This is a genomic window from Sphingopyxis italica (assembly GCF_011926545.1).
GTDB classification, from domain to species: domain Bacteria; phylum Pseudomonadota; class Alphaproteobacteria; order Sphingomonadales; family Sphingomonadaceae; genus Sphingopyxis; species Sphingopyxis italica.
The window spans coordinates 1,180,530-1,205,240 of record NZ_JAATIT010000001.1; the positions used below are offsets into that span (position 1 = coordinate 1,180,530).

General features: G+C 65.9%; 24 protein-coding genes. 14 read left to right on the forward strand and 10 right to left on the reverse strand.

Going from position 1 to position 24,711, the window contains the following annotated elements:
* The first annotated feature begins 47 nt into the window (after positions 1-47).
* Positions 48-1,199 (forward strand): M20 metallopeptidase family protein, encoded by a 1,152-nt coding sequence (locus GGR90_RS05285; protein ID WP_167920827.1) that lies wholly within the window; start codon positions 48-50, stop codon positions 1,197-1,199.
* Here the strand turns inward: GGR90_RS05285 and GGR90_RS05290 are convergent, their stop codons facing one another.
* From GGR90_RS05290 to GGR90_RS05305, 4 genes are all read right to left on the reverse strand, one after another.
* The gene (locus tag GGR90_RS05290) at positions 1,200-1,775 is read right to left on the reverse strand and encodes a hypothetical protein (protein ID WP_167919951.1); all 576 of its coding nucleotides are present in this window, start codon (positions 1,773-1,775) and stop codon (positions 1,200-1,202) included.
* Positions 1,772-3,358, reverse strand: coding sequence for an L-aspartate oxidase (gene nadB / locus GGR90_RS05295; protein WP_381448611.1), 1,587 nt, complete (start codon positions 3,356-3,358; stop codon positions 1,772-1,774). Before nadB ends, GGR90_RS05290 begins: the two co-directional genes overlap by 4 nt.
* Positions 3,355-3,684 carry an endonuclease domain-containing protein gene (locus tag GGR90_RS05300; RefSeq protein ID WP_245198397.1) on the reverse strand — a complete coding sequence of 110 codons (330 nt, stop codon included), beginning with the start codon at positions 3,682-3,684 and terminating at the stop codon, positions 3,355-3,357. Before GGR90_RS05300 ends, nadB begins: the two co-directional genes overlap by 4 nt.
* A gap of 112 nt (positions 3,685-3,796) precedes the next feature.
* Positions 3,797-4,720, reverse strand: coding sequence for an ABC transporter ATP-binding protein (locus GGR90_RS05305; RefSeq protein ID WP_167919957.1), 924 nt, complete (start codon positions 4,718-4,720; stop codon positions 3,797-3,799).
* Positions 4,721-4,826: 106 nt separating this feature from the next.
* On the opposite strand from GGR90_RS05305, the gene GGR90_RS05310 reads away from it, so the two are divergent.
* From GGR90_RS05310 to GGR90_RS05370, 13 genes are all read left to right on the forward strand, one after another.
* On the forward strand, positions 4,827-5,393 hold the full coding sequence (locus GGR90_RS05310) for a DUF4402 domain-containing protein (RefSeq protein WP_209023563.1): 567 nt from the start codon (positions 4,827-4,829) through the stop codon (positions 5,391-5,393).
* 151 nt (positions 5,394-5,544) lie between these two features.
* The gene (locus tag GGR90_RS05315; RefSeq protein ID WP_167919961.1) at positions 5,545-5,742 is read left to right on the forward strand and encodes a zinc-finger domain-containing protein; all 198 of its coding nucleotides are present in this window, start codon (positions 5,545-5,547) and stop codon (positions 5,740-5,742) included.
* A gap of 227 nt (positions 5,743-5,969) precedes the next feature.
* Complete coding sequence (locus GGR90_RS05320; RefSeq protein WP_167919963.1) at positions 5,970-6,419, forward strand: DUF4402 domain-containing protein; 450 nt, start codon at positions 5,970-5,972, stop codon at positions 6,417-6,419.
* Positions 6,420-6,461: 42 nt separating this feature from the next.
* Entirely contained in the window at positions 6,462-7,904 is a 1,443-nt protein-coding gene (tldD, locus tag GGR90_RS05325) for a metalloprotease TldD (protein WP_167919966.1), read from the forward strand.
* A 162-nt stretch (positions 7,905-8,066) separates the two neighbouring features.
* The gene (locus tag GGR90_RS05330) at positions 8,067-9,302 is read left to right on the forward strand and encodes a hypothetical protein (protein WP_167919968.1); all 1,236 of its coding nucleotides are present in this window, start codon (positions 8,067-8,069) and stop codon (positions 9,300-9,302) included.
* An 82-nt stretch (positions 9,303-9,384) separates the two neighbouring features.
* On the forward strand, positions 9,385-9,786 hold the full coding sequence (locus GGR90_RS05335) for a hypothetical protein (protein ID WP_167919970.1): 402 nt from the start codon (positions 9,385-9,387) through the stop codon (positions 9,784-9,786).
* Positions 9,787-9,907: 121 nt separating this feature from the next.
* The gene (locus tag GGR90_RS05340; RefSeq protein WP_245198398.1) at positions 9,908-10,477 is read left to right on the forward strand and encodes a DUF924 family protein; all 570 of its coding nucleotides are present in this window, start codon (positions 9,908-9,910) and stop codon (positions 10,475-10,477) included.
* A 28-nt stretch (positions 10,478-10,505) separates the two neighbouring features.
* Positions 10,506-11,072, forward strand: coding sequence for a pyridoxamine 5'-phosphate oxidase family protein (locus GGR90_RS05345; RefSeq protein WP_167919972.1), 567 nt, complete (start codon positions 10,506-10,508; stop codon positions 11,070-11,072).
* The gene (locus GGR90_RS05350; protein ID WP_167919974.1) at positions 11,072-11,302 is read left to right on the forward strand and encodes a putative signal transducing protein; all 231 of its coding nucleotides are present in this window, start codon (positions 11,072-11,074) and stop codon (positions 11,300-11,302) included. The genes GGR90_RS05345 and GGR90_RS05350 overlap by 1 nt, the downstream gene beginning before the upstream one ends.
* A gap of 15 nt (positions 11,303-11,317) precedes the next feature.
* Complete coding sequence (locus tag GGR90_RS05355; RefSeq protein WP_167919976.1) at positions 11,318-12,022, forward strand: endonuclease/exonuclease/phosphatase family protein; 705 nt, start codon at positions 11,318-11,320, stop codon at positions 12,020-12,022.
* 195 nt (positions 12,023-12,217) lie between these two features.
* Positions 12,218-12,556, forward strand: coding sequence for a P-II family nitrogen regulator (locus GGR90_RS05360; protein WP_003043080.1), 339 nt, complete (start codon positions 12,218-12,220; stop codon positions 12,554-12,556).
* A gap of 17 nt (positions 12,557-12,573) precedes the next feature.
* Positions 12,574-13,938, forward strand: a complete 1,365-nt coding sequence (locus GGR90_RS05365; RefSeq protein WP_167919978.1) for an ammonium transporter — start codon at positions 12,574-12,576, stop codon at positions 13,936-13,938.
* Between the two features lie 300 nt (positions 13,939-14,238).
* Positions 14,239-16,629: a TonB-dependent receptor gene (locus GGR90_RS05370; protein WP_167919980.1), complete on the forward strand. Its 2,391-nt coding sequence runs from the start codon at positions 14,239-14,241 to the stop codon at positions 16,627-16,629.
* Positions 16,630-17,055: 426 nt separating this feature from the next.
* Here GGR90_RS05370 and GGR90_RS05375 read toward each other — a convergent pair whose 3' ends face one another.
* From GGR90_RS05375 to GGR90_RS05400, 6 genes are all read right to left on the reverse strand, one after another.
* Complete coding sequence (locus GGR90_RS05375; RefSeq protein WP_167919982.1) at positions 17,056-18,642, reverse strand: GMC family oxidoreductase; 1,587 nt, start codon at positions 18,640-18,642, stop codon at positions 17,056-17,058.
* A gap of 93 nt (positions 18,643-18,735) precedes the next feature.
* On the reverse strand, positions 18,736-19,650 hold the full coding sequence (locus tag GGR90_RS05380; RefSeq protein ID WP_167919984.1) for a sterol desaturase family protein: 915 nt from the start codon (positions 19,648-19,650) through the stop codon (positions 18,736-18,738).
* On the reverse strand, positions 19,643-20,047 hold the full coding sequence (locus GGR90_RS05385) for a hypothetical protein (RefSeq protein ID WP_167919986.1): 405 nt from the start codon (positions 20,045-20,047) through the stop codon (positions 19,643-19,645). Before GGR90_RS05385 ends, GGR90_RS05380 begins: the two co-directional genes overlap by 8 nt.
* 283 nt (positions 20,048-20,330) lie before the next feature.
* Positions 20,331-20,759, reverse strand: a complete 429-nt coding sequence (locus GGR90_RS05390; RefSeq protein WP_167919988.1) for a protein tyrosine phosphatase family protein — start codon at positions 20,757-20,759, stop codon at positions 20,331-20,333.
* Between the two features lie 308 nt (positions 20,760-21,067).
* Positions 21,068-22,843: a DNA helicase RecQ gene (recQ, locus tag GGR90_RS05395; protein ID WP_167919990.1), complete on the reverse strand. Its 1,776-nt coding sequence runs from the start codon at positions 22,841-22,843 to the stop codon at positions 21,068-21,070.
* Positions 22,844-22,904: 61 nt separating this feature from the next.
* Positions 22,905-24,560: a cation:proton antiporter domain-containing protein gene (locus GGR90_RS05400; RefSeq protein WP_167919992.1), complete on the reverse strand. Its 1,656-nt coding sequence runs from the start codon at positions 24,558-24,560 to the stop codon at positions 22,905-22,907.
* Between the last annotated feature and the right edge of the window lie 151 nt (positions 24,561-24,711).

The following is a 24,711-nucleotide window of genomic DNA, read 5'->3' on the forward strand; positions in this document are numbered from 1 at the left end:
CTGATCAGGGTGGCTGGGCCGATGCGGCAACCAGCGAGCTCGACGCGATGATCGATCTTCGCCGCGCGATTCATCGCGAGCCCGAGCTCGGGCTGCAAAACCCGAAGACGCTCGCGAAGATCAAGGATGCGCTCGCCGGGCTGCCGCTCGAATTTCGCGAGGGGCCGTCGACGACCGGGCTGATCGCGATCCTGCGCGGCCCCGCGAACGGGCGCACCGTGCTGCTGCGCGGCGATATGGATGCGCTGCCGCTGCTCGAAGACACGGGGCTCGATTTCACGTCCGAGATCGCCGGCGCGATGCACGCGTGCGGGCACGACACGCATGTCGCGATGCTCGTCGGCGCCGCGAAGCTGCTCTGCGCCGCGCGCGACCGGCTCCCCGGCACCGTGATGTTCATGTTCCAGCCGGGCGAGGAGGGCCATCATGGCGCGCGCTTCATGCTGGAGGACGGGCTGATCGACCCGCTCCCCGACGCGGCCTTCGCGCTCCACGTCATGCCCAACGCGCCGCACGGTATCTTCGCCGGGCGCGCGGGGCCGTTGCTCGCCTCGTCCGACGTCCTCTCGATCATGGTCAAGGGCGCGGGCGGCCATGCGTCGATGCCGCACGACAGTATCGACCCGATCCCGGTCGCCTGTTCGATCGTCACCGCGATCCAGACCATGGTCACGCGCCGCATCTCGGTCTTCGATCCCGCCGTCGTCACCATCGCGAAGATCGCCGCGGGAACGACGAACAACATCATCCCCGAGACCGCCGAAATGCTCGGCACGATCCGCACGCTTTCACCCGAACGCCGCGCGATGATCGCGCGCGAACTCAAGCGCCTCGCTCCCGCGATCGCCGAAGCGCACGGCTGCACCGCCGAAGTGACGATCGAGGAGGGCTTCCCCGTCACCATCTGCGACAGCCGCGCGGTGAGTTTCGGCCAGTCGGTCGTCGAGGAGATTTTCGGCGAGGAGGCGTGGCTGACGATGGACAATCCGGTGATGGGCGCCGAGGATTTCTCCTACGTCCTCGAAAAAGTCCCCGGCGCCATGTTCTGGCTCGGCGCGAGCGAGGCGGGCAGCGACTGGCGCCAATGCTGCGGGCTCCACTCGAACCATATGGTGCTCGACGAAAAGGTCATGGCAAGAGGCGCCGCGCTGCACGCGGCGCTCGCCGAGCGGTTCTTGAACGAGGGGTTTGAAGCCTAGCTAGGCAATTTCCACGATCAGACTACGGGAACCGTGAAGCAGTCGATCATTGCAGGGGTCTCCCCAACAGGTCGCCACATCATAAATTCCCGCCAGCATGACATTGGAATCTTTGGCGCCTGTCGGTTTCCGGATGCTACCCGTCACAGGCGAACCCGCCACTCGAAAATGGTTGTGCAGCCAACTTCCTCGACCCGAATCACACCAAAATACCGCATCGTCGGTAAGCATCAACGCGACACCGGAATCAGCGTGACCAGCCCGAACGATGGCTTCGACAAATTCGATGTCAGCGCAAAAGGCGTACATCGTTTCCGGATGCTGGCCGTTTACAGGGACCTTGAGTTCGACTGCATATCGTTTGCCGCCCATCCGGACGAACAAGTCCAGATTCACCTTCGGCTTGAGCGTGGAGCCATCGAGTCTTGGAACCCGCAGACACTTTTCAAACTCCACGTCAAAGCCAGACTCTCTCAATCCGAGGGCGAGTTCCAATTGCAATGAACGCTCGTTGCTTATGGGGCCAACGGTCGCAGGCGGGGCAACGAGAAACTCTCTCAGCCAAGCGGCGATCACGGCACCAGCACCGTGTCGACCGCCTGCGGCAGCATGTCGGGGTAATCGAGCGTATAATGCAGTCCGCGGCTTTCCTTGCGGTGGAGCGCGCTCTTCACGATCAGCTCGGCGCATTGCAGCAGGTTGCGCAGCTCGATCAGGTCGGTCGTGACGCGGAAATGGCCGTAATAGTCGCCGACCTCGCCCGTCAGCATCTTGATCCGGTGCTGCGCGCGCTCGAGCCGCTTGGTCGTGCGGACGATGCCGACATAATTCCACATGAAGCGGCGGATCTCGGTCCAGTTCTGCTTGATCACGACTTCTTCGTCCGAATCGGTGACGCGGCTTTCGTCCCACGGGCGGATCGCCGGCGGCGGTTCGAGCTGGTCCCAGCGCGCGATAATGTCCTTCGCCGCCGCCTCGCCGAACACGAAACATTCGAGCAGCGAGTTCGACGCGAGACGATTGGCGCCGTGCAGCCCGCTTTCGGTGCATTCGCCCGCCGCATAGAGCCCCGGCAGGTCGGTGCGCCCGTCGAGATCGATCAGCACGCCGCCGCACGTATAATGCTGCGCGGGCACCACCGGGATCGGCTGTTTCGTCATGTCGATCCCGAGCGTCAGCAGCTTTTCATAGATATTCGGAAAGTGCCCGGCGACGAAATCGGGATCCTTGTCGCTGATGTCGAGGTGGACATAATCGAGCCCCGACCGCTTGATCTGGTCGTCATTGGCGCGCGCGACGATATCGCGCGGCGCGAGTTCGGCGCGCGCGTCATAATCGGGCATATAGCGGTGGCCGGTCACGGGGTGCTTGAGGATCCCGCCCTCGCCGCGCACCGCCTCGGTGATCAGGAAATTCTTGACGTCGAGATTGTAGAGGCAGGTCGGGTGGAACTGCATCATCTCCATATTCGAGACGCGGCAGCCCGCGCGCCACGCCATCGCGATGCCGTCGCCCGTTGCTCCTCTGGGAGCGGTCGAAAACTGGTAGACGCGCCCCGCCCCGCCGCTCGCAAGGATCGTCGCGCGGCCGACATGCGCGCGCACCTTCCCCGTCTTCTCGTCGAGCGCATAAACGCCCCAGACGCGGCCCGATCCCGAATAGCGTTCCTCGTGCCGCCCCGTGATCAGGTCGATGCACGCCTGCCCGGGCAGCAGCGTGATGTTCGGATGCGCCTCGGCGGTCTTCAATAGCGCCGCCTGCACCGCCCAGCCGGTCGCGTCGTCGACATGCACGATCCGCCGGTGCGAATGCCCGCCCTCGCGCGTCAGATGCAGCGCTTCGGCTTGCTTGTTGAACGGCACGCCCATTTCGACAAGCCGCTCGATCGCGTGCGGGGCGTTTTCGACGACGAACTCGACCGTCTCGCGGCGGTTCAATCCGCCGCCCGCGATCATCGTGTCCTCGATATGATTTTCGAACGTGTCGCCCGCGTCGAGCACCGCCGCGATCCCGCCCTGCGCCCACGCGGTCGACCCGCCGGTGAGCTCGCCCTTCGCGAGCACGAGCACGCGGCAATGATCGGCGAGCGCGATCGCGGCGGTCAGCCCCGCGGCGCCCGAGCCGACGATGATGACGTCGTGTTGGGTGGTGTCGGTCACTCTTCTCCCCTCCCGCAGGCGGGAGGGGCCGGGGGTGGGCATGAATTCAACGCCGCAAGTATCGTCATCAACACACCTTCCAGATTCGACATGACATCTGCATTGGCGAAGCGCAGCGTCTGGTAGCCTTGCGCGCGCAGATAGCCATCCCTGCGACGATCTTCGTCCTGCCGCATGTCGTGCGAGATGCCATCAAGTTCAACGACAAGCTTTGCTTCGCGACACAGGAAATCGGCCACATAAGGACCGATCGGCATCTGACGGCTGAATTTCCAGCCCTCGACCTGGCGTTTGGAAATCGCTTGCCAAAGCCTGCGTTCAGGCATCGTGGCCTCGCGGCGCAGCCTTTGCGCCTTTAGCGTCTCGCGGGGCCGAAATTTACGAACAGGCCCACCCCCGGCCCCTCCCGCCTGCGGGAGGGGAGAAGGGCGCTCGCCCTCACCCATTCGCCGCGCGCGTCAGGTTGAGGAACACATCTTCCAGATCGGCCTCGCGCGTCGAGACGTCGACGATGCCGTGCCCCATCGCATTGACCGCCGCGAGCACTTCGCCCGCGTTCATGCGGTCCTTGTTGTAACTGATCGCGAGCCCGCGTGTCCCGTCGCGCTCGATCTTTTCGAACGCCGGATGCGTCGGCAGCGTCGTCACATCGGCGTCGAGCGTCACGACGACGATCTTCTCGCGCGCCATATCGACCAGCTCGCGCGTCGGCTTGTTCGCGATCAGCTTGCCATGGTTGATGATCGCGATCCGGTCGCAAAGCTCCTCGGCTTCCTCTAGATAATGCGTCGTCAGCACCACGGTGACGCCGCGGTCGTTGAGGCGCTGCACATAGTCCCAAAGCTGCTGGCGCAGTTCGATGTCGACTCCCGCGGTCGGTTCGTCGAGCACGATGATCGGCGGCGAATGCACCATGGCTTTCGCGACGAGCAGGCGGCGCTTCATGCCGCCCGACAGCGTGCGCGCATAGGCGTCGCGTTTGTCGGACAGATGGACGGCGCCGAGCAGTTCGTCCGAAATCCGCTGATCCTTGGGCACGCCGTAGAGCCCCGCCTGATTTTCGAGCGTTTCATAGGGCGTGAAAAAGGGATCGAAGACGATTTCCTGCGGCACGATGCCGATCGAATATTTGGCGTTGCGCGGATCGGCGTCGATATCGAAGCCCCAGATGCTCGCCGACCCGCTCGTCTTGTTGACGAGACCCGCGAGGATATTGATCAGCGTCGACTTGCCCGCGCCGTTCGGGCCGAGCAGACCGAAGATCTGGCCGCGCGGCACGTCGAAACTGACATTGTCGAGCGCCTGCTTGCCGCCGGCATAGAGTTTGGAGACGGCGTCGATGCGGATGGCGGCTTCACTCATGGCCGCCTCCATAGCCGCGCGCCCGCCCGCGTGAAAGCCATCATCGCCGATAGATTTTCTGCTGATGGGCGCGTTAACGCTAAATTGGAATCTTGCCGCTAGGACGATGCCGGTGGGGACCAGTCACATCTTTCGCCCGCTGCCGCTGCGGCGCGGGCTAGCCATCGCTGCGCTCTTGATCGCGCCCGCCGCCGCCTCGCCGGCGCTGGCGCAAGTGAGCGCGCAAGGCGAGGCCGAAGCCATCGTGCTTCGCCCGCTCTCCTTCTTCAAGGTCAACGACCTCGACTTCGGCGACATCATCGCGTCGAACGCCGCGGGGACCGTGACGATCGAACCCGACGGGTCGCGCAGCCGCACCGGCGGCGTCACCCTCGCGGGCGGGGGCGGCGAACCCGCGCGCTTTGCCGGGCTCGGCACCCGCAATCGCCAGGTCAACATCTCGCTCGGTTCGAATAGCATCTGGATCACCGGACCGGGCACGCGGATGCGCGTCCGCAATTTCGAGATCGGCAGCACGCCGACCGCGATTCTCTCGACCTCGCCCACCCGCTTTCGGATCACCTCGCCGCTCGGCAATTATAATTTCCCGGTCGGGGCGACGCTCGAGGTCGGCGCCAACCAGGCGCCGGGCGATTACAGCGGCAGCTTCACGATCACGCTGAACTATCTCTAGGGTCAGGACCCTTAGACCTTCCTGTGGGGGGAAGACGGCACCGGGGGACCACTGGCACCCCGACGGGCGCCTGCACCGGTGCCGTCACGACCCGCCCATCATGCGCGGACCCGATTGCCGAGCCTTCGCGCGCTTGCTATGGGCGCCCTCGATGACCCAGCCCGCACCCGAAACCATTCGCACGCCCAAGACCCGCATCGCCTGCGACGGCACCGGCGACGGCCTCGCCGATGCGGCGCTCGGCCACCCGCGCGTATGGCTGGAAATCGACACCGACGAAGGTTTCGCCGACTGCGGCTATTGCGACCGGCGCTTCGTCCTGATCGGCGGGATCGCCGATAAAAGTTAAGCGTCGGCGGGATCGTCGATGACAGTTAAGCGCCGGCGGAAGTAAACGCCGCTTTTACCAGCCCCGTGCACCCGCGATGAAGGTCCCGCTGGCATAGTCTGTGCCAGACAGGAGCAGAATCTGTGGGGATTCAAGGGACCAGACAGTGTCGGGGCGCTGCTCGCACCCTGACCATCGCCGTTGCCACGGCCAGCGCGGCGCTATGCGCGCCCGCTTATGCCGCCGACATGAACGCGACCGCCAATGCGGCGGTCGTTCGTCCGAACACGCTGATCAAGACCGACGATCTCGACTTCGGCACGCTGCTCGGCGGGCCGGGGGGCGGCACCGTCACGATCAATCCCGTGACCAACGGACGCAGCGCAACCGGCGGCGCGACGCTCGTCGGCAGCGACGGCCGGCGGGCGGTGTTCCAGGGCACCGGCGGCATTTTCCTGATCACCGTGTCGGGCAGCACTTCGGTCACGCTAACGCGCGCGGGCGGCGGCGCGGCGCCGATGACCGCCAGCCTCGTCCGCGCCGCGACCACCAGCGGCGGCGGCATCGCCTTGCTCGGCGCGACATTGCTGCCGAGCGGGGTGCAGACCTATTATATCGGCGGCACGCTCACCGTCCCCGCGAACCAGCCCGCGGGCGATTACAGCGGGACGTTTACGCTGACGGTCAATTATCTCTGACGAACCTTTGCGGTCGGCGAGCGCAGCGCTTATATCCATCCTATGACAAGCCCCACCGATCCCCGCCGCTTCCTCTATCGCGCCGACGCGCTCGACCCCGATCTTGCGCAGGCGCTCGCGCGCGAGGCACTCGCCAAGGCCGACGACGGCGAGCTCTACCTGCAATATCGCGCGACCGAGAGCTTCGGCTTCGACGACGGCCGGCTCAAGACCGCCGATTATTCGACCGACGCCGGTTTCGGCCTCCGCGCGGTGTCGGGCGAGATGACGGGCTTTGCCCACGCCAGCGACATCAGCGCCGGCGCGATCCGCCGCGCCGCCGAGACGCTGGCGCTGCTCGACCCCGCAAGCCAGGCGCACGCCGCCCCGCCGCCGCGCACCAACCGCCACCTCTATGACGAAGCGAACCCGCTCGACCTCATCCCCTTCGCGAAAAAGGTCGCGCTCTGCCAGGAAATCGACGCCGCCGCGCGCGCGCGCGATCCGCGCATCGTGCAGGTGTCGGTCGCGCTCGCGGGTAGCTGGTCGGTGGTCGAGATCGTCCGCGCCGACGGCTTCCTCGCGACCGATATCCGCCCGCTCGTCCGCCTCAACGTCTCGATCGTCGTCGAAGAGAATGGGCGCCGCGAATCGGGCTATTTCGGCCTCGGCGGCCGCTACATGTACGACCATCTGTTCGAACCCGCACAGTGGAACCGCGCGATCGACGAGGCGCTGAACCAGGCGCTCGTCAATCTGCGCGCGGTCGACGCGCCCGCGGGCGAGTTCACCGTGCTGCTCGGGCCCGGCTGGCCCGGCGTGCTGCTCCACGAAGCGGTCGGCCACGGGCTCGAGGGCGATTTCAACCGCAAGGGCACCAGCGCCTTTTCGGGAAGAATTGGAGAGCGCGTCGCGGCTCCGGGGGTGACGGTCGTCGATGACGGCGCGATGGACAGTCCCGTCGGCGGCGGCCGCCGCGGCTCGCTCAGCATCGACGACGAAGGCACGCCGACCGGTGAGACGGTGCTAATCGAGGACGGTGTTTTGAAGGGCTATATGCAGGACCGCCTCAACGCGCGCCTGATGGGGGTCGAACCCACGGGCAACGGACGGCGCGAGAGTTTCGCGCACGCACCGATGCCGCGGATGACCAACACCTTCATGAAGGGCGGAAACGACGATCCCGCCGAGCTGCTCGGTCGCGTCAAGAACGGCATTTTCGCCAAAAGCTTCGGCGGCGGGCAGGTCGACATCGTCTCGGGCAAGTTCGTCTTCAGCTGCACCGAGGCGTACAAGATCGAGAATGGCAAGCTTGGCGACTCGATCAAGGGCGCGACCCTGATCGGCGACGGGCCGAGCGTGCTGACGAAAGTCACCGGCATCGGCAACGACATGGCGATCGACGAAGGCATCGGCATCTGCGGCAAGGGCGGCCAGAGCGTCCCCGCCGGCGTCGGCCAGCCGACCTTGCTCGTGAACGGGCTGACCGTCGGCGGGACGGCGTAAGCCTACCGGAAATTCGTCATTGCGAGCGTAGCGAAGCAATGACGACGAAGTGTGATCCCGCTCACTTGGCGTTCGCCCCTCCCGCGCATATAGGATAGCCAAACAGAAACAAGAATCGGTCGCATCATCCGCGGGGGCAGCCTCCGCAACAGGGAGGGTAATATGCGTTCGACTCTGCGTTTCGTTTCCGTGGCCACCGTCGCCGCGATGCTCGCCGCCGTTCCCGGTTCGGCGCAAAAGACCACCGGCCCCAAGGAACGTTATGAAATGGACGTCGCGACCGCGTCGGGCTTCGCCGCCATGACCGCGGGCGGGCGCAAGCCCGGGATCGGCGGGATGATGGGGATGATGTTCGGCGGCGGCCCCGACAATCAGGTCGCGCGCACGATCGAGCTGCGCCTGGGGTCGAACCAGCCGCCGACGAAGCCGCCGGTCCGCGGCGACCATTATTTCCAGCCGCAGGCGAAGCTCGGCGCGTCGCTGCCGCTCTGGGGGCCCGAACCCGGCACGCCCCGCCCGCGCGAGGATGGCAACGAAATGCCCGGCAATTTCGAGCGGCCCAAGGGCCGTTTGCTGCTGTTCTGGGGCTGCGGCGCCAAGGCCGGGCCGGGACAGCCCGTGGTGATCGATTTCGCGAAGGTCGCCGCCGGACAGGTGCCGCCGAACCTCTTCACCTCGACCGTCCCGCGCATCCGCGAGGTGATGGCGTCGAACAGCGCCTCCTACGCCGGCTGGCCGAACGGCAAGTCGTCGAAGGCGGTGCCGAAGGACAGCTCGCTGCTCGGCGCGCATCGCATTGCGAGCAATGCCGGGCCGGAGATCGGCTTCACGCTGGCGCAGGATTATATGCCCGCGCTCGGCGCCTCGACCGCGCCGCAGGGCGACGGGTCGGTGATGATCCGCTGGAACCAGCTGCAACCCGCGACGGGCTATGTCGCCTGGGCTTTCGGCGGCATGGACCGCGGCGACGCGGGCGGCGACATGGTGTGGTGGACGAGCAGCAACGCGCGCGAATTCGGCGGCGGCCTGTGGGACTGGCTGCCGCCGTCGGTCGTCGCGAACCTCGTCACCAAAAAGATCGTGATGCCGCCCGCGCAGACGAGCTGCCAGATCCCGGCCGAGGTCAAGAAAGCGTCGGGCGAGATGCTGATCGGCAATCTGAACGCCTTCGGGCCCGAGGCGAATTTCTCCTATCCGCCGAAGCCTGCCGGGGGTGCGGCGTGGAACATCGACTGGACCGCGAAAGTCCGCTTCCGCTCGCACACGATGCTGATGATCGGCGCCGATTTCGGCGGCATGGGGGGCCGGGCGGGCGGGGACGACGCGGCCGCCGAAAAGCCGAAGAAAAAGAAGTGCAAGGGTCCGTTCGGCATCCCGCTGCCTGATGGGGCGTGCTGAAACGGCGGCGAGTCAGCCCCTGTTCACGCCGCGCGGCGTAGAAGGGCGCCGGGTAGGCTATGATGAAGACAGGAGTCGAACCATGCGTCACCTCATCCCGGCGCTCATTGCCGCCGCGGCCGTAGCGGCCGCCCCCGTCGCGACTGCGCGTGAAAAGCTCGAACCCGAAGCCGAGCTTGCCAAGCTGCTCGAAGGCCGCGTCGCCGGCGAGCCGCAGAAGTGTATCCCGCTCTCGACCGCGCGCAGCTCGCAAATCATCGACAAGACCGCGATCGTCTACAAGGTCGGCAGCACCCTGTGGGTCAACCGGCCCGAAGGCGGTGCCGAATCGCTCGACGATGACGATATCCTCGTCCTCAAGACGTCGGGTAGCCAGCTGTGCAGCATCGACACGCTCGAGCTGCACGATCGGACGAGCCGGATGTACAGCGGCTTCGTCTCGCTCGGCGAATTCGTCCCCTATCGGCGCGCGAAGGGCGAATGAGCGGCCAGCTCTAAACCATATTATCGTCATCCCGGCGAAGGCCGGGATCTCACCGTGGCGACCGATCGTTACGTTGAGATCCCGGCCTTCGCCGGGATGACTCAATGACGGGAAAACAACCTTGGCTGAAAAAGGACACGCCCCTCCCCCCGCCGACTGGGCGCAGCAACTGCTCGCCTTCTGGTTCGACGAACATGGCATGGACGACTGGTACGGCGGCGGCCCCGATTTCGACGCCGAGGTCCGCGAGCTTGCCGAAGGCTGGCACGAAGCCCTTCGCTCGCAGCCCGCCGAGGCCTTTCTGACCGATCCCGACACCGCGCTCGCCGCGACGATCCTGTTCGATCAGGTGCCGCGCAACATCTATCGCGGCCACGCCGACGCCTTCGCGACCGACAGCCTCGCCCGCGCGATCGCGCACGGCATCGTCGAGCGTGGCTGGCACGAAGCCTGGCCCGACGAGCGGCGCCAGTTCGCCTGCCTGCCCTTCCAGCACAGCGAGGACATCGGCGACCAGCGCGAATCGCTGCGCCTCTTCGGCGGGTTCGACGACCCCATGTTTCAGGATTTTGCGAAAAAGCATTTCGACATCGTCGACCGCTTCGGCCGCTTCCCGCATCGCAACGATGCCCTCGGCCGCGCGACGCGCGCCGACGAGGAAGCGGCGATAGAAGAGGGCAAGAATTGGTGATAGGCACGTCGCGAACCGGAGAGCAGCCATGGCCGAATTCACCGATACGCTGACCGACAAGCATATCGCCTTCATCGAGAAACAGCCCGTCTTCTTCACCGCGACCGCCGCCGAGGGCGCGCGCATCAATCTGTCGCCCAAGGGCTATTCCGACAGCTTCCGCGTCCTGTCGCAAGCCCAAGTCGCCTATCTCGACCTTGGCGGATCGGGGAACGAGACGCACGCGCACCTCGCCGCGGACGGCCGGATCACGATCATGTTCTGCGCCTTCGACCGCAGCGCGCTGATCCTGCGCATCTATGGCCGCGGCCGCCCGGTGTTACCGCAGGACGCCGAATGGGACGCACTGGCGGCGCATTTCACGCTGCTTCCCGGGACGCGCCAGATTTTCGTGATCGACGTCGAAAGCGTGCAGACGAGCTGCGGGTGGGGCGTGCCGATGATGGAATTGCAGCACGAGCGCGACACGCTGCAGAAATACCACCGCCAGGCCGACCGGGATCTGTGGGTCGAGAAATTCAATGAACGCGACCGGAGCATCGACGGCCTGCCGACCCGCCCGACCGACCGCTTCATTTCGGGCGAGCCCGCCTGATGCCGCTCGTCGAACTCGTCCGTCTCCCCAATGGCGCCGAAGCCGAATTGCTGCGCGGCCGGCTCGAAAGCGCGGGTGTCCACGCGGTCTGCTTCGACGCGGGCATGAACATCGCCGAAAGCGTCGGGCTGATGATCCCGGTGCGCATCATGGTGCTCGACGAGGATCTGGACGAAGCGCGCACGCTGATGACCGAGTTCGAGGGCGGCGGGAACGGAAACGCGGCCTGAGCGCTTGCAAAGCAGATGATCAAGGTCGCCAGTTACAATATGCGCAAGGGCATCGGGCTCGACCGCCGCCGCGATCCCGGCCGGGTGCTGTCGGTGCTCGGCGAGCTCGACGCCGACATCGTCGCGCTGCAGGAAGCCGACCGCCGTTTCGGCACGCGCGCCAGCGCGATCCCGCCGCACATGTTCGAGGAGCATAGCGACTATGTCCCCGTCGACCTGCTCAGCGGCCGCCCTTACGCGATCGGCTGGCACGGCAATGCGCTGCTCGTGCGCAAGGGGGCGGAAGTCGAGGAGAGCCATGCGCTCCACCTGCCGACGCTCGAACCGCGCGGGGCGGTCGCGGCGACGGTGCGAATCGGCGATACGCGGCTGCGCGTCGTCGGCATGCACCTCGACATTTCGGGGCTCCGCCGCCGCCAGCAGGCGCGCGCGATCCTGAACCATGTCGCCGAGGGCGAGGCGTTGCCGACGATTCTGATGGGCGACTGCAACGAATGGCGCGCAACCGGGGGCTGCCTCGCCGATTTCGGCGCAGCGCACCGGCTCGTCGATACCGGCCACAGCTTCCACAGCCGCCGCCCGGTCGCCAGGCTCGACCGCATTTTCGCGACCCCCGACCTCGAAGCGATCGAAGCGGGCGTCCACCAGAGCGCACTCGCCGCGCGCGCGTCCGATCACTTGCCCATCTGGGCGCGGTTCAGAGCGGCCGCCGACACTTAAGCCCCTCCCGCAAGCGGGAGGGGAACACTCTCTGCCCAAATTTTAGGCAACCCCTTGCCTCGCCTGCCCACCGAACGCACGATCCGGTGCATCTCCCTATCCAAAACCGTCACAAAATATCAACTTCCGCCGTCGCTGCGCAATCTGGCACGCCCGTTGCAGTGCAACATGGTGCCATTAGCAAAAGGGGGCGTCATGAAGCTGATCCTGGCCATCATCAAACCATTCAAGCTCGACGAGGTGCGCGAGGCGCTCACCGGTCTCGGCATCGCCGGCATGACCGTGACCGAGGTCAAGGGCTTCGGCCGGCAAAAGGGGCAGACCGAAATCTACCGCGGCGCCGAATATGCCACCAACATGGTACCGAAGGTGAAGATCGAACTCGTCTGCGACGACGCGCTCGCGCCGCGAGTCGTTGAAACGCTGCAACAAAGCGCCGGCACCGGGTCGATCGGCGACGGCAAGATTTTCGTCCTCGACGTCGGGCAAGCCGTGCGCATCCGCACCGGCGAAACCGGCGAGGCGGCTCTGTAATGACAAAGGGGGAAAACATGACGTTCGCAAAGAAGATTGCGGCGGGCGCCGGGGCCGCGGGTCTCGCGCTGTTCGCCGCGCTGCCCGCCTGGGCACAGGAAGCGGCGCCCGCCGTCGCCGAAGCCGCCGCGCCGACGCCCGACAAGGGCGACACCGCCTGGATGATGACCGCGACCGTGCTCGTCATGGCGATGATCGTCCCCGGCCTCGCACTTTTCTATGGCGGCCTCGTCCGCACCAAGAATATGGCCTCGGTGCTGACGCAGATCCTCGCCGTCGCGGCGCTCGCGATGATCCTCTGGGTCATCTACGGCTATGGCCTCGCCTTCGGCGGCGACGCCAACTGGCTCATCTCGTCGGGCAAGTTCTTCCTTGCCGGCGTCACCGCCGATTCGACCGTCGCGACCTTCACCGATGGCGTCGTGATCCCCGAATTCGTCTTCATCGCCTTCCAGATGACCTTCTCGGCGATCACCGTCGCGCTCGTGCTCGGCGGGCTCGTCGAGCGCATGAAATTCTCGGCGGTGATGGTCTTCGCGATCGTCTGGCTGACCATCGTCTATTACCCGATCGCGCACATGGTCTGGTATCTCGGCGGCGACGAAGCCTCCACCGGGCTGATCTTCGGCTGGGGCGCGCTCGACTTCGCGGGCGGCACCGTCGTCCACATCAACGCGGGCATCGCGGCGCTCGTCGGCGGCTTCATCATCGGCAAGCGTCGCGGCTATCAGAAGGACATCATGGCGCCGCACTCGCTGACCATGACGCTGATCGGCACCGGCCTGCTCTGGGTGGGCTGGTTCGGCTTCAACGCCGGCTCGGCGCTCGAAGCCAATGGTTCGGCCGGTCTCGCGCTGATCAACACCTTCACCGCGACCGCCGCCGGCGTCCTCTTCTGGATGCTCACCGAGCGCGCGCTCGGCCACAAGGGCTCGCTGCTCGGCGCCTGTTCGGGGGCGATCGCCGGCCTCGTCGCCGTCACCCCCGCCGCAGGCAATTCGGGTCCGTTCGGCGCGATCCTTCTGGGCGCGATCGCCGGCATCGTCTGCTGCTGGTTCGTGATGAAGGCGAAGCCCAAGCTCGGCTTCGACGACTCGCTCGACGTGTTCGGCATCCACGGCATCGGCGGCCTGATCGGTTCGGTGCTGACCGCGGTCACCATGCTGCCCGCGCTCGGCGGCCCGGCGGGCGACGATTATGTCCTCGGCAGCCAGCTGTGGATCCAGATCAAGTCGGTCGGCGTCGCCGTCCTCTGGTCGGCGGCGGGTTCGGCCATCGCCTTCACGATCGCCAAAGCGGTCACCGGCGGGCGCGTCTCCGAAGAAGTCGAACGCGAAGGCCTCGACCTCGGCGAGCATGGCGAGCGCGCGTATAACTACTGACGACGAGACAGGAACCCCGTCGCCGCACGTCTCTCTCCTTTCAAACGGCGGCGGCGGGATTCTACCGAGGTTCCTCCTGCGAACCACTGGCCGGGGCTTGACCCCGGCCTCTTTTTTGATTGTGGCCGGGACGGCCACGGGCCCGGGGGCCCGCCCCGGCCTTTTTTATACTGTGGCCGCGACGCAACAGGTTCGGGTAATTATATTGCGCGCAAATCGTCCCCCATTGCGGATCACCCGCAAGAGGCGCACCTTCCCGCCCGGACCAGCGTCAGATTGGCCACCAGGAGGAGGATTATTATGAATAAACGAGCATCTTTGCTCGCGGGCTTGTCGTGCCTTGCGCTCGCCAGCACCCCGGCAGCGGCGCAGGACGCGCCGACGGGCAGCTATGACGGCAACGAGATCATCGTCACCGCGACCAAGCGCGACGCGAGCCTTCAGGACGTTCCCTTTTCGATCAACGCGCAGACCGAGCAGGCAATCGAGCGCGCGAATGCGAGCACGATCGAGGACCTGTCGCGCAACGTCGCGGGCCTGACCGTCCAGAACCTCGGCCCCGGACAGAGCCAGGTATCGGTGCGCGGCGTTTCGGCGGGCCAGATCGCGCGCGACCAGCCGGGCGTAAAGGAACAGGTCGGCGTCTATCTCGACGAATCGGTCATCTCGCTGTCGCTTTTCACCCCCGACCTCGACCTGTTCGACCTCAACCGCGTCGAAACATTGCGCGGACCGCAGGGCACGCTCTTCGGTTCGGGATCGGTCGGCGGCACGCTGCGCTACATCACCAACCAGCCGACCACCGACCGCGTCGAGGGCAAGGTCGAGGGCAATGTGAACCTCGTCGACGGCGACGATTTCGGCGGCCATTTGAAAGGCGCGATCAACCTGCCGCTCAGCCAGAATCTGGCGATGCGCGCGGTCGGCTATTATACGCGCTACGCCGGCTTCATCGACGCGCTGCGCGAAGGCGGCGGGGTCAGCGAGGACGTCAACAGCGGCGAACGCTATGGCGGCCGCGTGTCGCTCCGCTGGGAGCCCGCCGAGAACCTCTCGATCACCCCGCGTTTCGTCTATCAGAAGGTCACGACCGACGGCTTCAACCGACAGGAAGTCTATAATCTCTACGCCAACCAGTTCACGACGACGCGCCAGCAGGTGACCTTCGAAGAACGCCAGCAATATCTGCTGCTCGACGAGGCGTTCGAGGACGAGGTCAAGCTTTTCGACCTCACGATGAACTATACCGGCGACGTCATCGGCGTCACCTCGGTAACGAGCTACACCGACCGCGACATTCTCGTCAGCCGCGACGCAAGCGCGCTCACCGGCAGCGTCTCGGCCGACCTCGGCTTCCCCGACGCCGGAATCTTGCTGCCGTCGAACCTCGTCGACACCACCGGGGTCAAGCAGTTCACGCAGGAAGTGCGCGTCAATTCGGCGGATGACGGCCCCTTCCAGTGGCTGATCGGCGGCTATTATGCCAATGTGAAGCGCGACTATACGCAGCGCCTGCCGACACCGGGCTACGATGCCGTCACCGATGCGACGCTTGGCGACGGAACCTCTGCGGCGGTGGCGAACGGCTTCGGCCCCAATTCGCCGTACAATGCCGACATCCCCTATGACCTGTCGCAAATCGCGATCTTCGGCGAGGTCAGCTATGATTTCACCGAACGCCTTACCGCGACAGTCGGCGGCCGCTATTACGCCTTCGACGAAACGCGGCGCTTCGTATCGGGCGGGCTGTTCACGAACGGCGACAATGACCGCGACAAGACCTCGTCGACCGGCTTCTCGCCGCGTCTGCTCTTGAGCTACGACGTAGCCGAAGGCATCACGCTCAACGCGCAGGCGTCGAAGGGCTTCCGCCTCGGCGGCGTCAACGATCCCCTGAACCTGCCGCTCTGCGACGGCGGCGTGCCGAACGGCCCCGACGCCGAAACCTTCGGCGGCCGGCCGCGCTACGACGACGAAACGCTGTGGAACTATGAAGGCGGGGTGAAGGCGCAGTTCGGCGGCATCACCTTCAACGCCGCGGGCTTCTATACCAAGATCAACAATCTGCAGGTCACCGCCGATGCCGGCAGCTGTTCGTCGCGCATCGTCTTCAACGCCGACGCGCACACGATGGGGCTGGAGTTCGAGCTGTCGGCGAGCCCCTTCACCGGTCTCGATCTCGGCCTGTCGGGCAGCTATGTCGAGGCCGAGTTCGATTCGACGCTGACCCGCCCGAACGGGACGGTGATCGAGGGCATCCGCGACGGCAACCGCCTGCCATCGGTGCCGAAATTCCAGATGGCGGCGAACGCGACCTACAGCTTCCCGATCGACCCGTCGTCGGACACGAACGCCTTCGTCACCGCCTCCTTCCAGCATGTCGGCAGCCGCTACACCCAGCCGGGCGATCAGGAGAACAACCCGCGGACCTTCGTCCACGGTTTCACCTTCGGCGGCGCGCCAATCGGCTCGGCGACGACGCTCGACCTCAAGCTGCCCGATTATCAGCTGGTCAACCTCGGCGCGGGAATCGAGTTTCCGGACGAGCTCGAAATCTCGGTCTATGTGAACAATCTGCTCGACGAAAATGCGCTGCTCGCCTTCGACCGCGAGCGCGGCGGGCGCGCGCGGCTCGGCTTTGCGACGAACCAGCCGCGGACCTTCGGCGTCACGGTGCGAAAGGGCTTCTGAGGGGCGGCAAAAAGGGGCCGGGCGCACCACGCCCCGGCCCCTTTTCCGCCCTGAAATGCTGCGCGAATTATATGCAGCATGGTCGTAACTTTTGCCTTTTCAACATGACATTAATATGGCATTCATTGGGTCAACAGTTTCAGGAGGGGAGAGCCTGAAAGGCTGGGCCGGGACGCAAGTCCCGGCCCTCTTTTTTTGTGCGCAGCAGGGGATCCGCCAAAAAAAAACAGCGGTTTCAAGGACTTTGCGCATGGAACGCGGCGCCGCGAAGACGCACCAACCGCCGTCATCCTGCAGGACCGAATCGCTGGCGAGGAGCGAGCCGCCCTCTTCAAGAACATAGGTCGAGCGGCCGATCTCGACATCGACGCTGCCCCAATGCGTCCACCATTTCGCCGCATGGCCCCCGCTTCCGCCGGGACACGCTCAGTTCAGCGCCGCCTTCACGAAATCGGCCGCGCGCTCGCCGATCATGATGCTCGGCGCATTGGTGTTGCCGCTGACCAGCCGCGGCATCACGCTCGCATCGGCGACCCACAGCCCGTCGATGCCATTCAGCTTCAACGCCGGATCGACCACCGCATCGGCATCATTCCCCATCCGGCACGTCCCGACCGGGTGATAGACGGTGTCGGCGCGGCTGCGGATCAGCGCGTCGAGCGCCGCATCGTCGTCCAGATCGACCGGGTGGCGGTCGACTCCCGCATAATCCGACAGCGGCGGCGCGGCGGCGATCCGGTGCATCATCCGCACCCCGGCACGCAAGGTCGCCATGTCGCGCGCGTCGGTCAGGAAACCCGGATCGATCACCGGCGCCGCGGCGGCGTCCGACGACGCCAGCGTCACCGACCCGCGACTCTCGGGCCTGAGCACGCAGGCGTGGCACGAAAAGCCGTGCCCCTTCACCTTGGTGCGGCCATGATCCTCGAGCATCGCGGGCACGAAATGATATTGGATGTCGGGCGCGGGCAGGTCGGCGCGCGATTTCCAGAAGCCCCCCGCCTCGGCAAAGCAGGTCGTCATGATTCCGGTGCGCTGCCTGCGATGCTCGAAGATCGCCTTCACCATCCGCCATGTGCCGCCCGCGCTGTCGCCGAACGGATCGGCCGAGCGCGTCTCCCAACTCGACACATAATCGACATGATCCTGGAGGTTGGCGCCGACGCCGGCGCGGTCGAGTACAACCTCGATCCCCTTGCCGGCGAGGTGCGCGGCCGGCCCGATCCCGGACAGCATCAAGATCTGCGGACTGCCGAACGCCCCTGCCGACAGCACCACCCCGCCGCGCGCGCGCAGCGTCTCGCGTTTCGATCCGCGGCGGATCACGACGCCCGTCGCGCGCCCCTCCTCGATCAGGATCTTCTCGACCAGCGCGCCGGTGCGCACCGCGAAATTGCCATGCTCGCGCAAAGGCTCGACATAGGCACGCGCCGCCGACCAGCGTTCGCCGCCCTTCTGCGTCACCTGATAGAGACCGAAGCCTTCCTGGCTGGCCCCGTTGAAATCGGCGGTGCGCGGCAATTGCAGCGATGCCGCGCTCTCGACGAAGCGCCGGCTCGTTACATTGGGCCAGCGTTGGTCCATGACATTGAGCGGGCCGCCGCCGCCGTGGAAATCGTCGGCGCCGCGCTCGTTATGCTCGGCACGTCTGAAATAGGGCAGCACGTCGGCATAGCTCCAGCCCGTCGCTCCCAATGACGCCCACCGGTCGTAATCGAAGGCGTGCCCGCGAATATAGACCATCGCGTTGATCGCGCTCGACCCACCGAGCCCGCGTCCGCGCGGCTGATATCCGATCCGGCCGTTCAGCCCCTTTTGCGGCACCGTCTCATATTTATAGTTCGAGCTGTTTCGGATGAAGGGCATGAAGCCCGGCGTCTTGATCAGCATATTGTCGTTTCGCCCGCCCGCCTCGACCAGACAGACGGTGCGCTTGCCATCCTCGGCGAGCCGTCCCGCCGCCGCGCTCCCCGCGCTGCCCCCGCCGATGACGATGATGTCGAACTGATCCATGCTGCGGCTCTCCCTCGCGCCGCCTGCTGGCGGTCTCCCGGAGACTTACATGAATGTCATTAGAGGGCGAGGCAAGCTACTAGATGGAGCAGCCTATTCCGCCGCTTCCTCGACCGGCCGTCCCGCTGCCCAGCGTTCCTTGATCATCGCGCTCGTCGCACGGCTGCCGTCGTGGCTCCAGCCGGGCTCGCGCCACATATAAGACAGCTTGTGCTTCCACGGCGCGTGCCACACGTCCTTCGCGATCCCGACCCATTCATGCACCGCGGCCCAGAGGATGTTGAAGCTGCCGAGTTGCTTGACGATGCCATAGCGCACCGGCTCGTCGTCGCGCTCGGCAACGAAGCTGCCGAACATCTTGTCCCAGATGATGAAGACGCCCGCATAATTGGCATCGAGATAGCGCGGGTTCACTCCGTGATGGACGCGGTGGTGCGACGGGGTGTTCATCACCGCCTCGAACCATTTCGGCAGCCGCTTGATCGCCTCGGTATGGATCCAGAACTGGTAGATCAGGTTCAGCCCTGCGCAGAAGAAAACCATCGTCGGCGGAAAGCCGATCAGGAACAAGGGCAGGCGAAAGAGGAAAGTCAGGCTGAAGAAGCCCGTCCATGTCTGCCGGAGCGCGGTCGAGAGATTATAATGCTGCGAACTGTGGTGGATGACATGGCTCGCCCAGAACCAGCGCACGCGGTGCGCGCTGCGGTGAAAGGCGTAATAGGCAAGGTCGTCGAGGAAGAAGCAGAGGATCCACGCCCACCACCAAGTCTTGAACGCGATCCCGATGTCGAACAGGCGGAACTGATAGACCCACACCGCCATGCCGATCACCGCCGCGCCGACGAGTGCGCCCGCGACCTGGCTGCCGGTGCCAAGCATCAGCGAGGTCAAAGTATCGCGCGCGCTATAGCGGCTCCTGTCGGCGCGCAGCGAGATGATCATCTCGGCGATCAGCAGCAGGATGAACGCCGGCACGGCATAGACGACAGGATCGGGCAGCTCAGGCACGGCGGAACTCGCGCATCCGGCTGGCCCACATCCCCGCATCCTTCCCCAATTGCAGCGTCACCGCACCGAATGTCCGCTCCGGCGTCGTCAGTGTCAGGAAATCCTTGTCGAGCCGGCCGATGACGCTTGCATCGACCGGCCGCGCCGCGAAGTGGTTGCCGTGCGCGCGCACCAGCATCATCCGCCCTTCGGCATTGCGGACGATCGCGGCAAAGCCCGCGCGGTCGCGCGCGACCTCGATCCCGCGAAACCCCGCTTCGGCCTCTTCGGCGAGGCGGATCGCGTGGGCTTCGTCCGCAATCCGCGGATCGGCGCCAAGTCCCATCTTGCCGACCAGCCAGGCGACGAACAGCACCGTAACGAGCGACGCGCCCGTCTGGATCGCGATTGCGGTCATTTCGAGGATCCATATGCGACTACAGCGCCGTCGAGGCGCCCAAATGGCGAACAGATCGGGCCGAAAGACGCGCCGGGAAGGCTGGTTGCCTTTCCAAGCGGCTTTCGGCCCGAGATGGAAGCCATTTGGGCGTCCCCCCAATTAAGCGGGAGGGGGGATTTGATCAAAATGGCCCATTGCATCGTCGAGAAGTCTTGAAATATCGACATATTCCTACGCCTTCTCTCCTCGCACTGGGTCATTTTGCTTCAAACCTCGACGGCGCTGTAGTCGCATATGGATCCTAGCCCGAAAGCGCGTCCAGCATCGGCCGCAGCCCCGAAAGATCATAGCCCGCCTTCGCCGCCGCATCGACGATGCCGCCCACATCGTCGCCCGCGCGCGCGCGCGCCAGCGCCCAAAGATGCGCCGAGCGCGTTCCCGAGCGGCAATAGGCGAGGATCGGCCCCGTCGCGCTCGCCAGCAATTTGTCGAGCGCGTCGATCTGCGCATGGCTGAATCCCGCATGGCCGATCGGAATCGCCGCATAGGCAAGCCCCTCGGCCGCACAAGCGGTCCAGATCTGCTCGCCCTGCGGCGCCGCTGGCTCCTCGCCGTCGGGACGGTTGTTGATCACCAGCGCAAAGCCTTGCGCCTTGGCCTCCGCGACATCCTCGATGCCGATCTGCGGCGCGACGCTGAACTGGGCGGACAGGGGACGAAAATCGCTCATGTCGGCGATCTAATCCCGCCGCATGGTTGCTGACAAGCGTGAAAGCCACCGGCGCCGTTGTTGTGACGATGAATGCGGCTTTTGATTTGTCTCACGCAAAGGCGCGAAGGAGGAAAAATAGAGACCCACACAAAGACACAAAGAGGGCAGAGCGCGCCCGGGGGCGCCGCGAAGTACCGCGCGAAGCGCATTCGAGAAGGTCGCCTGCGGCGACAAATCCACGCCAGGGCCCGGGGGCGCCCGCTTTGTGTCTTTGTGTGAGATATTCCTTCTTCTTCGCGTCTTTGCGCCTTTGCGTGAGATTATTCCTACAACTGCCGGATCACGTTCAGAAACGCGTCGCCCCACGCTTCCAGCTTCTTGCCGCCGACGCCCGGGATGTCCGCGAGCGCGCTGCGGGTCGCGGGCCTTTCGCTCGCCATCGCGCGCAGCACCGCGTCGTGAAAGATCACATAGGGCGGAACCCCCGCCTCCGCGGCAAGCTCGCGGCGCATCGCGCGCAGCGCGTCGAACAAGGGATCGCCGACGGGGTTCGCCGCCGCGCGATCCGCGCGCGACGCGCGCTGCGTCCGTCTGACGGGCGGTTCTGCGATCAGCACCGGCGTCTCGCCCTTCATCATCGCGCGGCCCGCGGGGCCGAACATCAGCCCGCCATGTTCGGTCGTCTCGAGCGCCTCGCGCGCGACGAGCGTGCGGACGAGCGGCTTGATCAGCCGCGCCTCCTCGCCCGCGACGATCCCGAAGACCGACAGCTTGTCGTGCCCGCGGCTCGCGATGCGCTCGTCGCTGCGCCCGGTCAGCACCGCCTCGATATGCCCCGCGCCAAAGCTTTGCCCGGTGCGGTACACCGCCGAGAGCAATTTCTGCGCCAGTACCGTCGCATCGACCTGCGCCGCAGGCTCGAGGCAATTGTCGCAATTGCCGCATCGCTCGGGCGGCGTTTCGCCGAAATGCCGCAGCAGCAGCGCGCGGCGGCATTCGACGGTCTCGACCAGCGCCGCAAGCGCATTCAGCCGCACCCGCTCGCCCGCGACGCGCACTTCGGGCAATTCGGAAAGCCGCATCCGTGCCTTCGCGAAATCGTCGGCGCCCCATAGCATCAGCGCCTCGGCGGGGTCGCCGTCGCGCCCCGCGCGCCCGGTTTCCTGATAATAGCTTTCGATCGACTTCGGCAGGCCCGCGTGGGCGACGAAGCGCACGTCGGGCTTGTCGATCCCCATACCGAAGGCGACCGTCGCGGTGACGATGCCGTCCTCCGACGCGACAAAATCATGCTGCACGCGCGAACGCACCTCGGCGTCGAGCCCGGCGTGATAGGCAGCGACCGGCCGCCCCGTCGCTTTCGCCAATTGCTCGGCCAGCCGTTCGGTGCCGCTGCGCGTCGGGCAATAGACGATCCCCGGCCCCGGATTGGCGGCGATGAAATCGGTGAGCTGTTTTGCCGGGCTCACCCGCGGCGTCACCCGGTAACGGATATTGGGCCGATCGAACCCCGCCAGCACCAGCCCTTCGGCCGGAATGCCGAGCTGGAGCAGAATATCCTCGCGCGTGTGCTTGTCGGCGGTTGCGGTCAGCGCGAGCCGCGGCACCGCCGGAAAAGCATCGAGCAACGGCCGCAGCAGCCGGTAGTCGGGCCGGAAATCATGCCCCCATTCCGAAACGCAATGCGCCTCGTCGATCGCGAACAGCGCGGGCGTCCGCGCCTCCATCAGCGTGCGGAAGCCCTCGCTCGTCGCGCGCTCGGGCGCGATATAGAGGAGGTCGAGCGCGCCGTCACGATACGCCTGCCGCGTTTCGGCGAAATCGGCGTCAACGCTGGTCAGCGACGCGGCGCGGATCCCCGCCGCGCGCGCGCCGCGCAGCTGATCGTGCATCAGTGCGATCAGCGGCGATACGACGACGACGCAGCCGGTCAGCGCGACCGCCGGCAGCTGATAGGTCAGCGACTTGCCCGCCCCCGTCGGCATCACCGCCAGCGTGTTCTCGCCCGTCATCACGCGATCGACGACATCGGCCTGCTTCCCGCGAAAGGCGTCGAAACCGAAGGTGGATTTGAGAAGCGGAAGGAGCGCGTCGGCGGACATTGGATGGGGCGATAGGGCGGAAGCGGGATAAAACTCAACCCCTCCCCTGAAGGGAAGAGGCTTAAGATGCCCGCGTCAGCATCGCGCGCTCGGCCATCCGCGCCGCGGTCTCGCGCTCGGCCATCACGACATGGTCGGCGCCGCGCCGCACGAGGTCGTTCACTTCCTCGTCCGAATGCGCGCGCGCGACAATGACGAGCTTGGGGTTGATCGCGCGCGCGCGCCGCACGATCGCGCCCGCCTCGACCCCTTCGGGAATCGCGATCAGCAGCGTCGACGCCGCGTCGAGCCCCGCCTGCCGCAGGATGCTTTCCTTCGTCGCGTCGCCGACGATCACCGTCGCGCCCGCGGCTTCGGCGGCGGCGGCCATGTCCTTCTGGTCCTCGATCACCGTCAGCCCTTCGCCGCGCCCGCAGATCATGCCGCCGATATGGCTGCCGACGCGGCCATAACCGATCAGCACGACACCCGCGTTGCACGGCTCGGGCGTTTCGGGAGCAGCGCCCTCCGGCTGCTCCGCGACCGGCTCGTCGGATCGGATACGTTTCACCGCCAGCGTGAAAAGGATCGGGTTGAGCAGAATCGACAGCATCGATCCCGCGAGGATCAGGTCGCGCCCGGTTTCGGGCAGCACCTTGAGCCCGACACCCAATCCGGCGAGGATGAACGAGAATTCGCCGATCTGCGCAAGGCTGACCGAAATCGTCAACGCGGTCTGCGACTTGTGGCCGAAGGCGCGGACGAGCGCATAGGCGGCGAGCGACTTGCCGACGACGATGATCGCCACCGTCGCGATCACCGGCCCCGGCTGCTCGGTCAGCACCTCGGGATTGAAGAGCATCCCCACCGACACGAAAAACAGCACCGCGAACGCATCGCGCAACGGCAGCGTCTCCTCGGCGGCGCGCCGCGACAGCTGCGTCTCGCCGAGGATCATGCCGGCGAAGAAGGCGCCCAATGCGAAGCTCACATCGAAAATCACCGCCGCGCCGAACGCGACGCCGAGCGCGATCGCCAGCACCGCGAGCCGGAACAGCTCGCGCGATCCCGAATGCGCGACCCAGTGGAGCACCCACGGCAAGACCCGCCGCGCGATCAGGAACATGAAGGCGCCGAAACCGACGATCTTGATCAGCACGATCGCCGCCGATTGGAGCAAGCCAGCGCCCCCACCAAAGCCTCCCTCATCGCCGCGGTCGCCGAACATCGCGGGCAGCAGGACGAGCGCGAGAACCATCGCGAGATCCTCGACGATCAGCCAGCCGACCGCGATGCGGCCTTTTTCGGTCTCGACCATGTCGCGCGCCTGCAGCGCGCGCAGCAGCACGACGGTCGAGGCGACCGACAGCGCCAGCCCGAACACCGCGCTCCCCTCAACGGACCAGCCGAGCCCGAGGCCGAGCATCATGCCGAGCGCGGTCGCGACCGCGATCTGCAGGATCGCCCCGGGCACCGCGATCTTGCGCACCGAAAGCAGGTCTTTCAGCGAAAAATGGAGGCCGACCCCGAACATCAGCAGAATGACGCCGATCTCGGCGAGCTGCATCGCGAGCCCCGTGTCGGCGACGAAGCCCGGCGTGAAGGGACCGACAAGAATGCCCGCGAGCAGATAACCCGCGATCGGCGAGATTTTGAGCCGGTGCGCGAGCGCGCCCATCAAAAAGGCGACGCCAAGCCCCGCGACGATGGTTCCGATCAGCGTGGTGTCATGCGGCATGGCCCCTTGCGTAAAGGGCGCGGGCGCGGAGGGTCAACCCAACCCAAGTATTTTTATTGTGAATGCGGCGGCCTGGCGCGTGTAACCGGAACCCCGCGCCGCACGAACTGCGTTCGACCAAGTCCGTCTCCCCGTGAACGAACCATCAAGG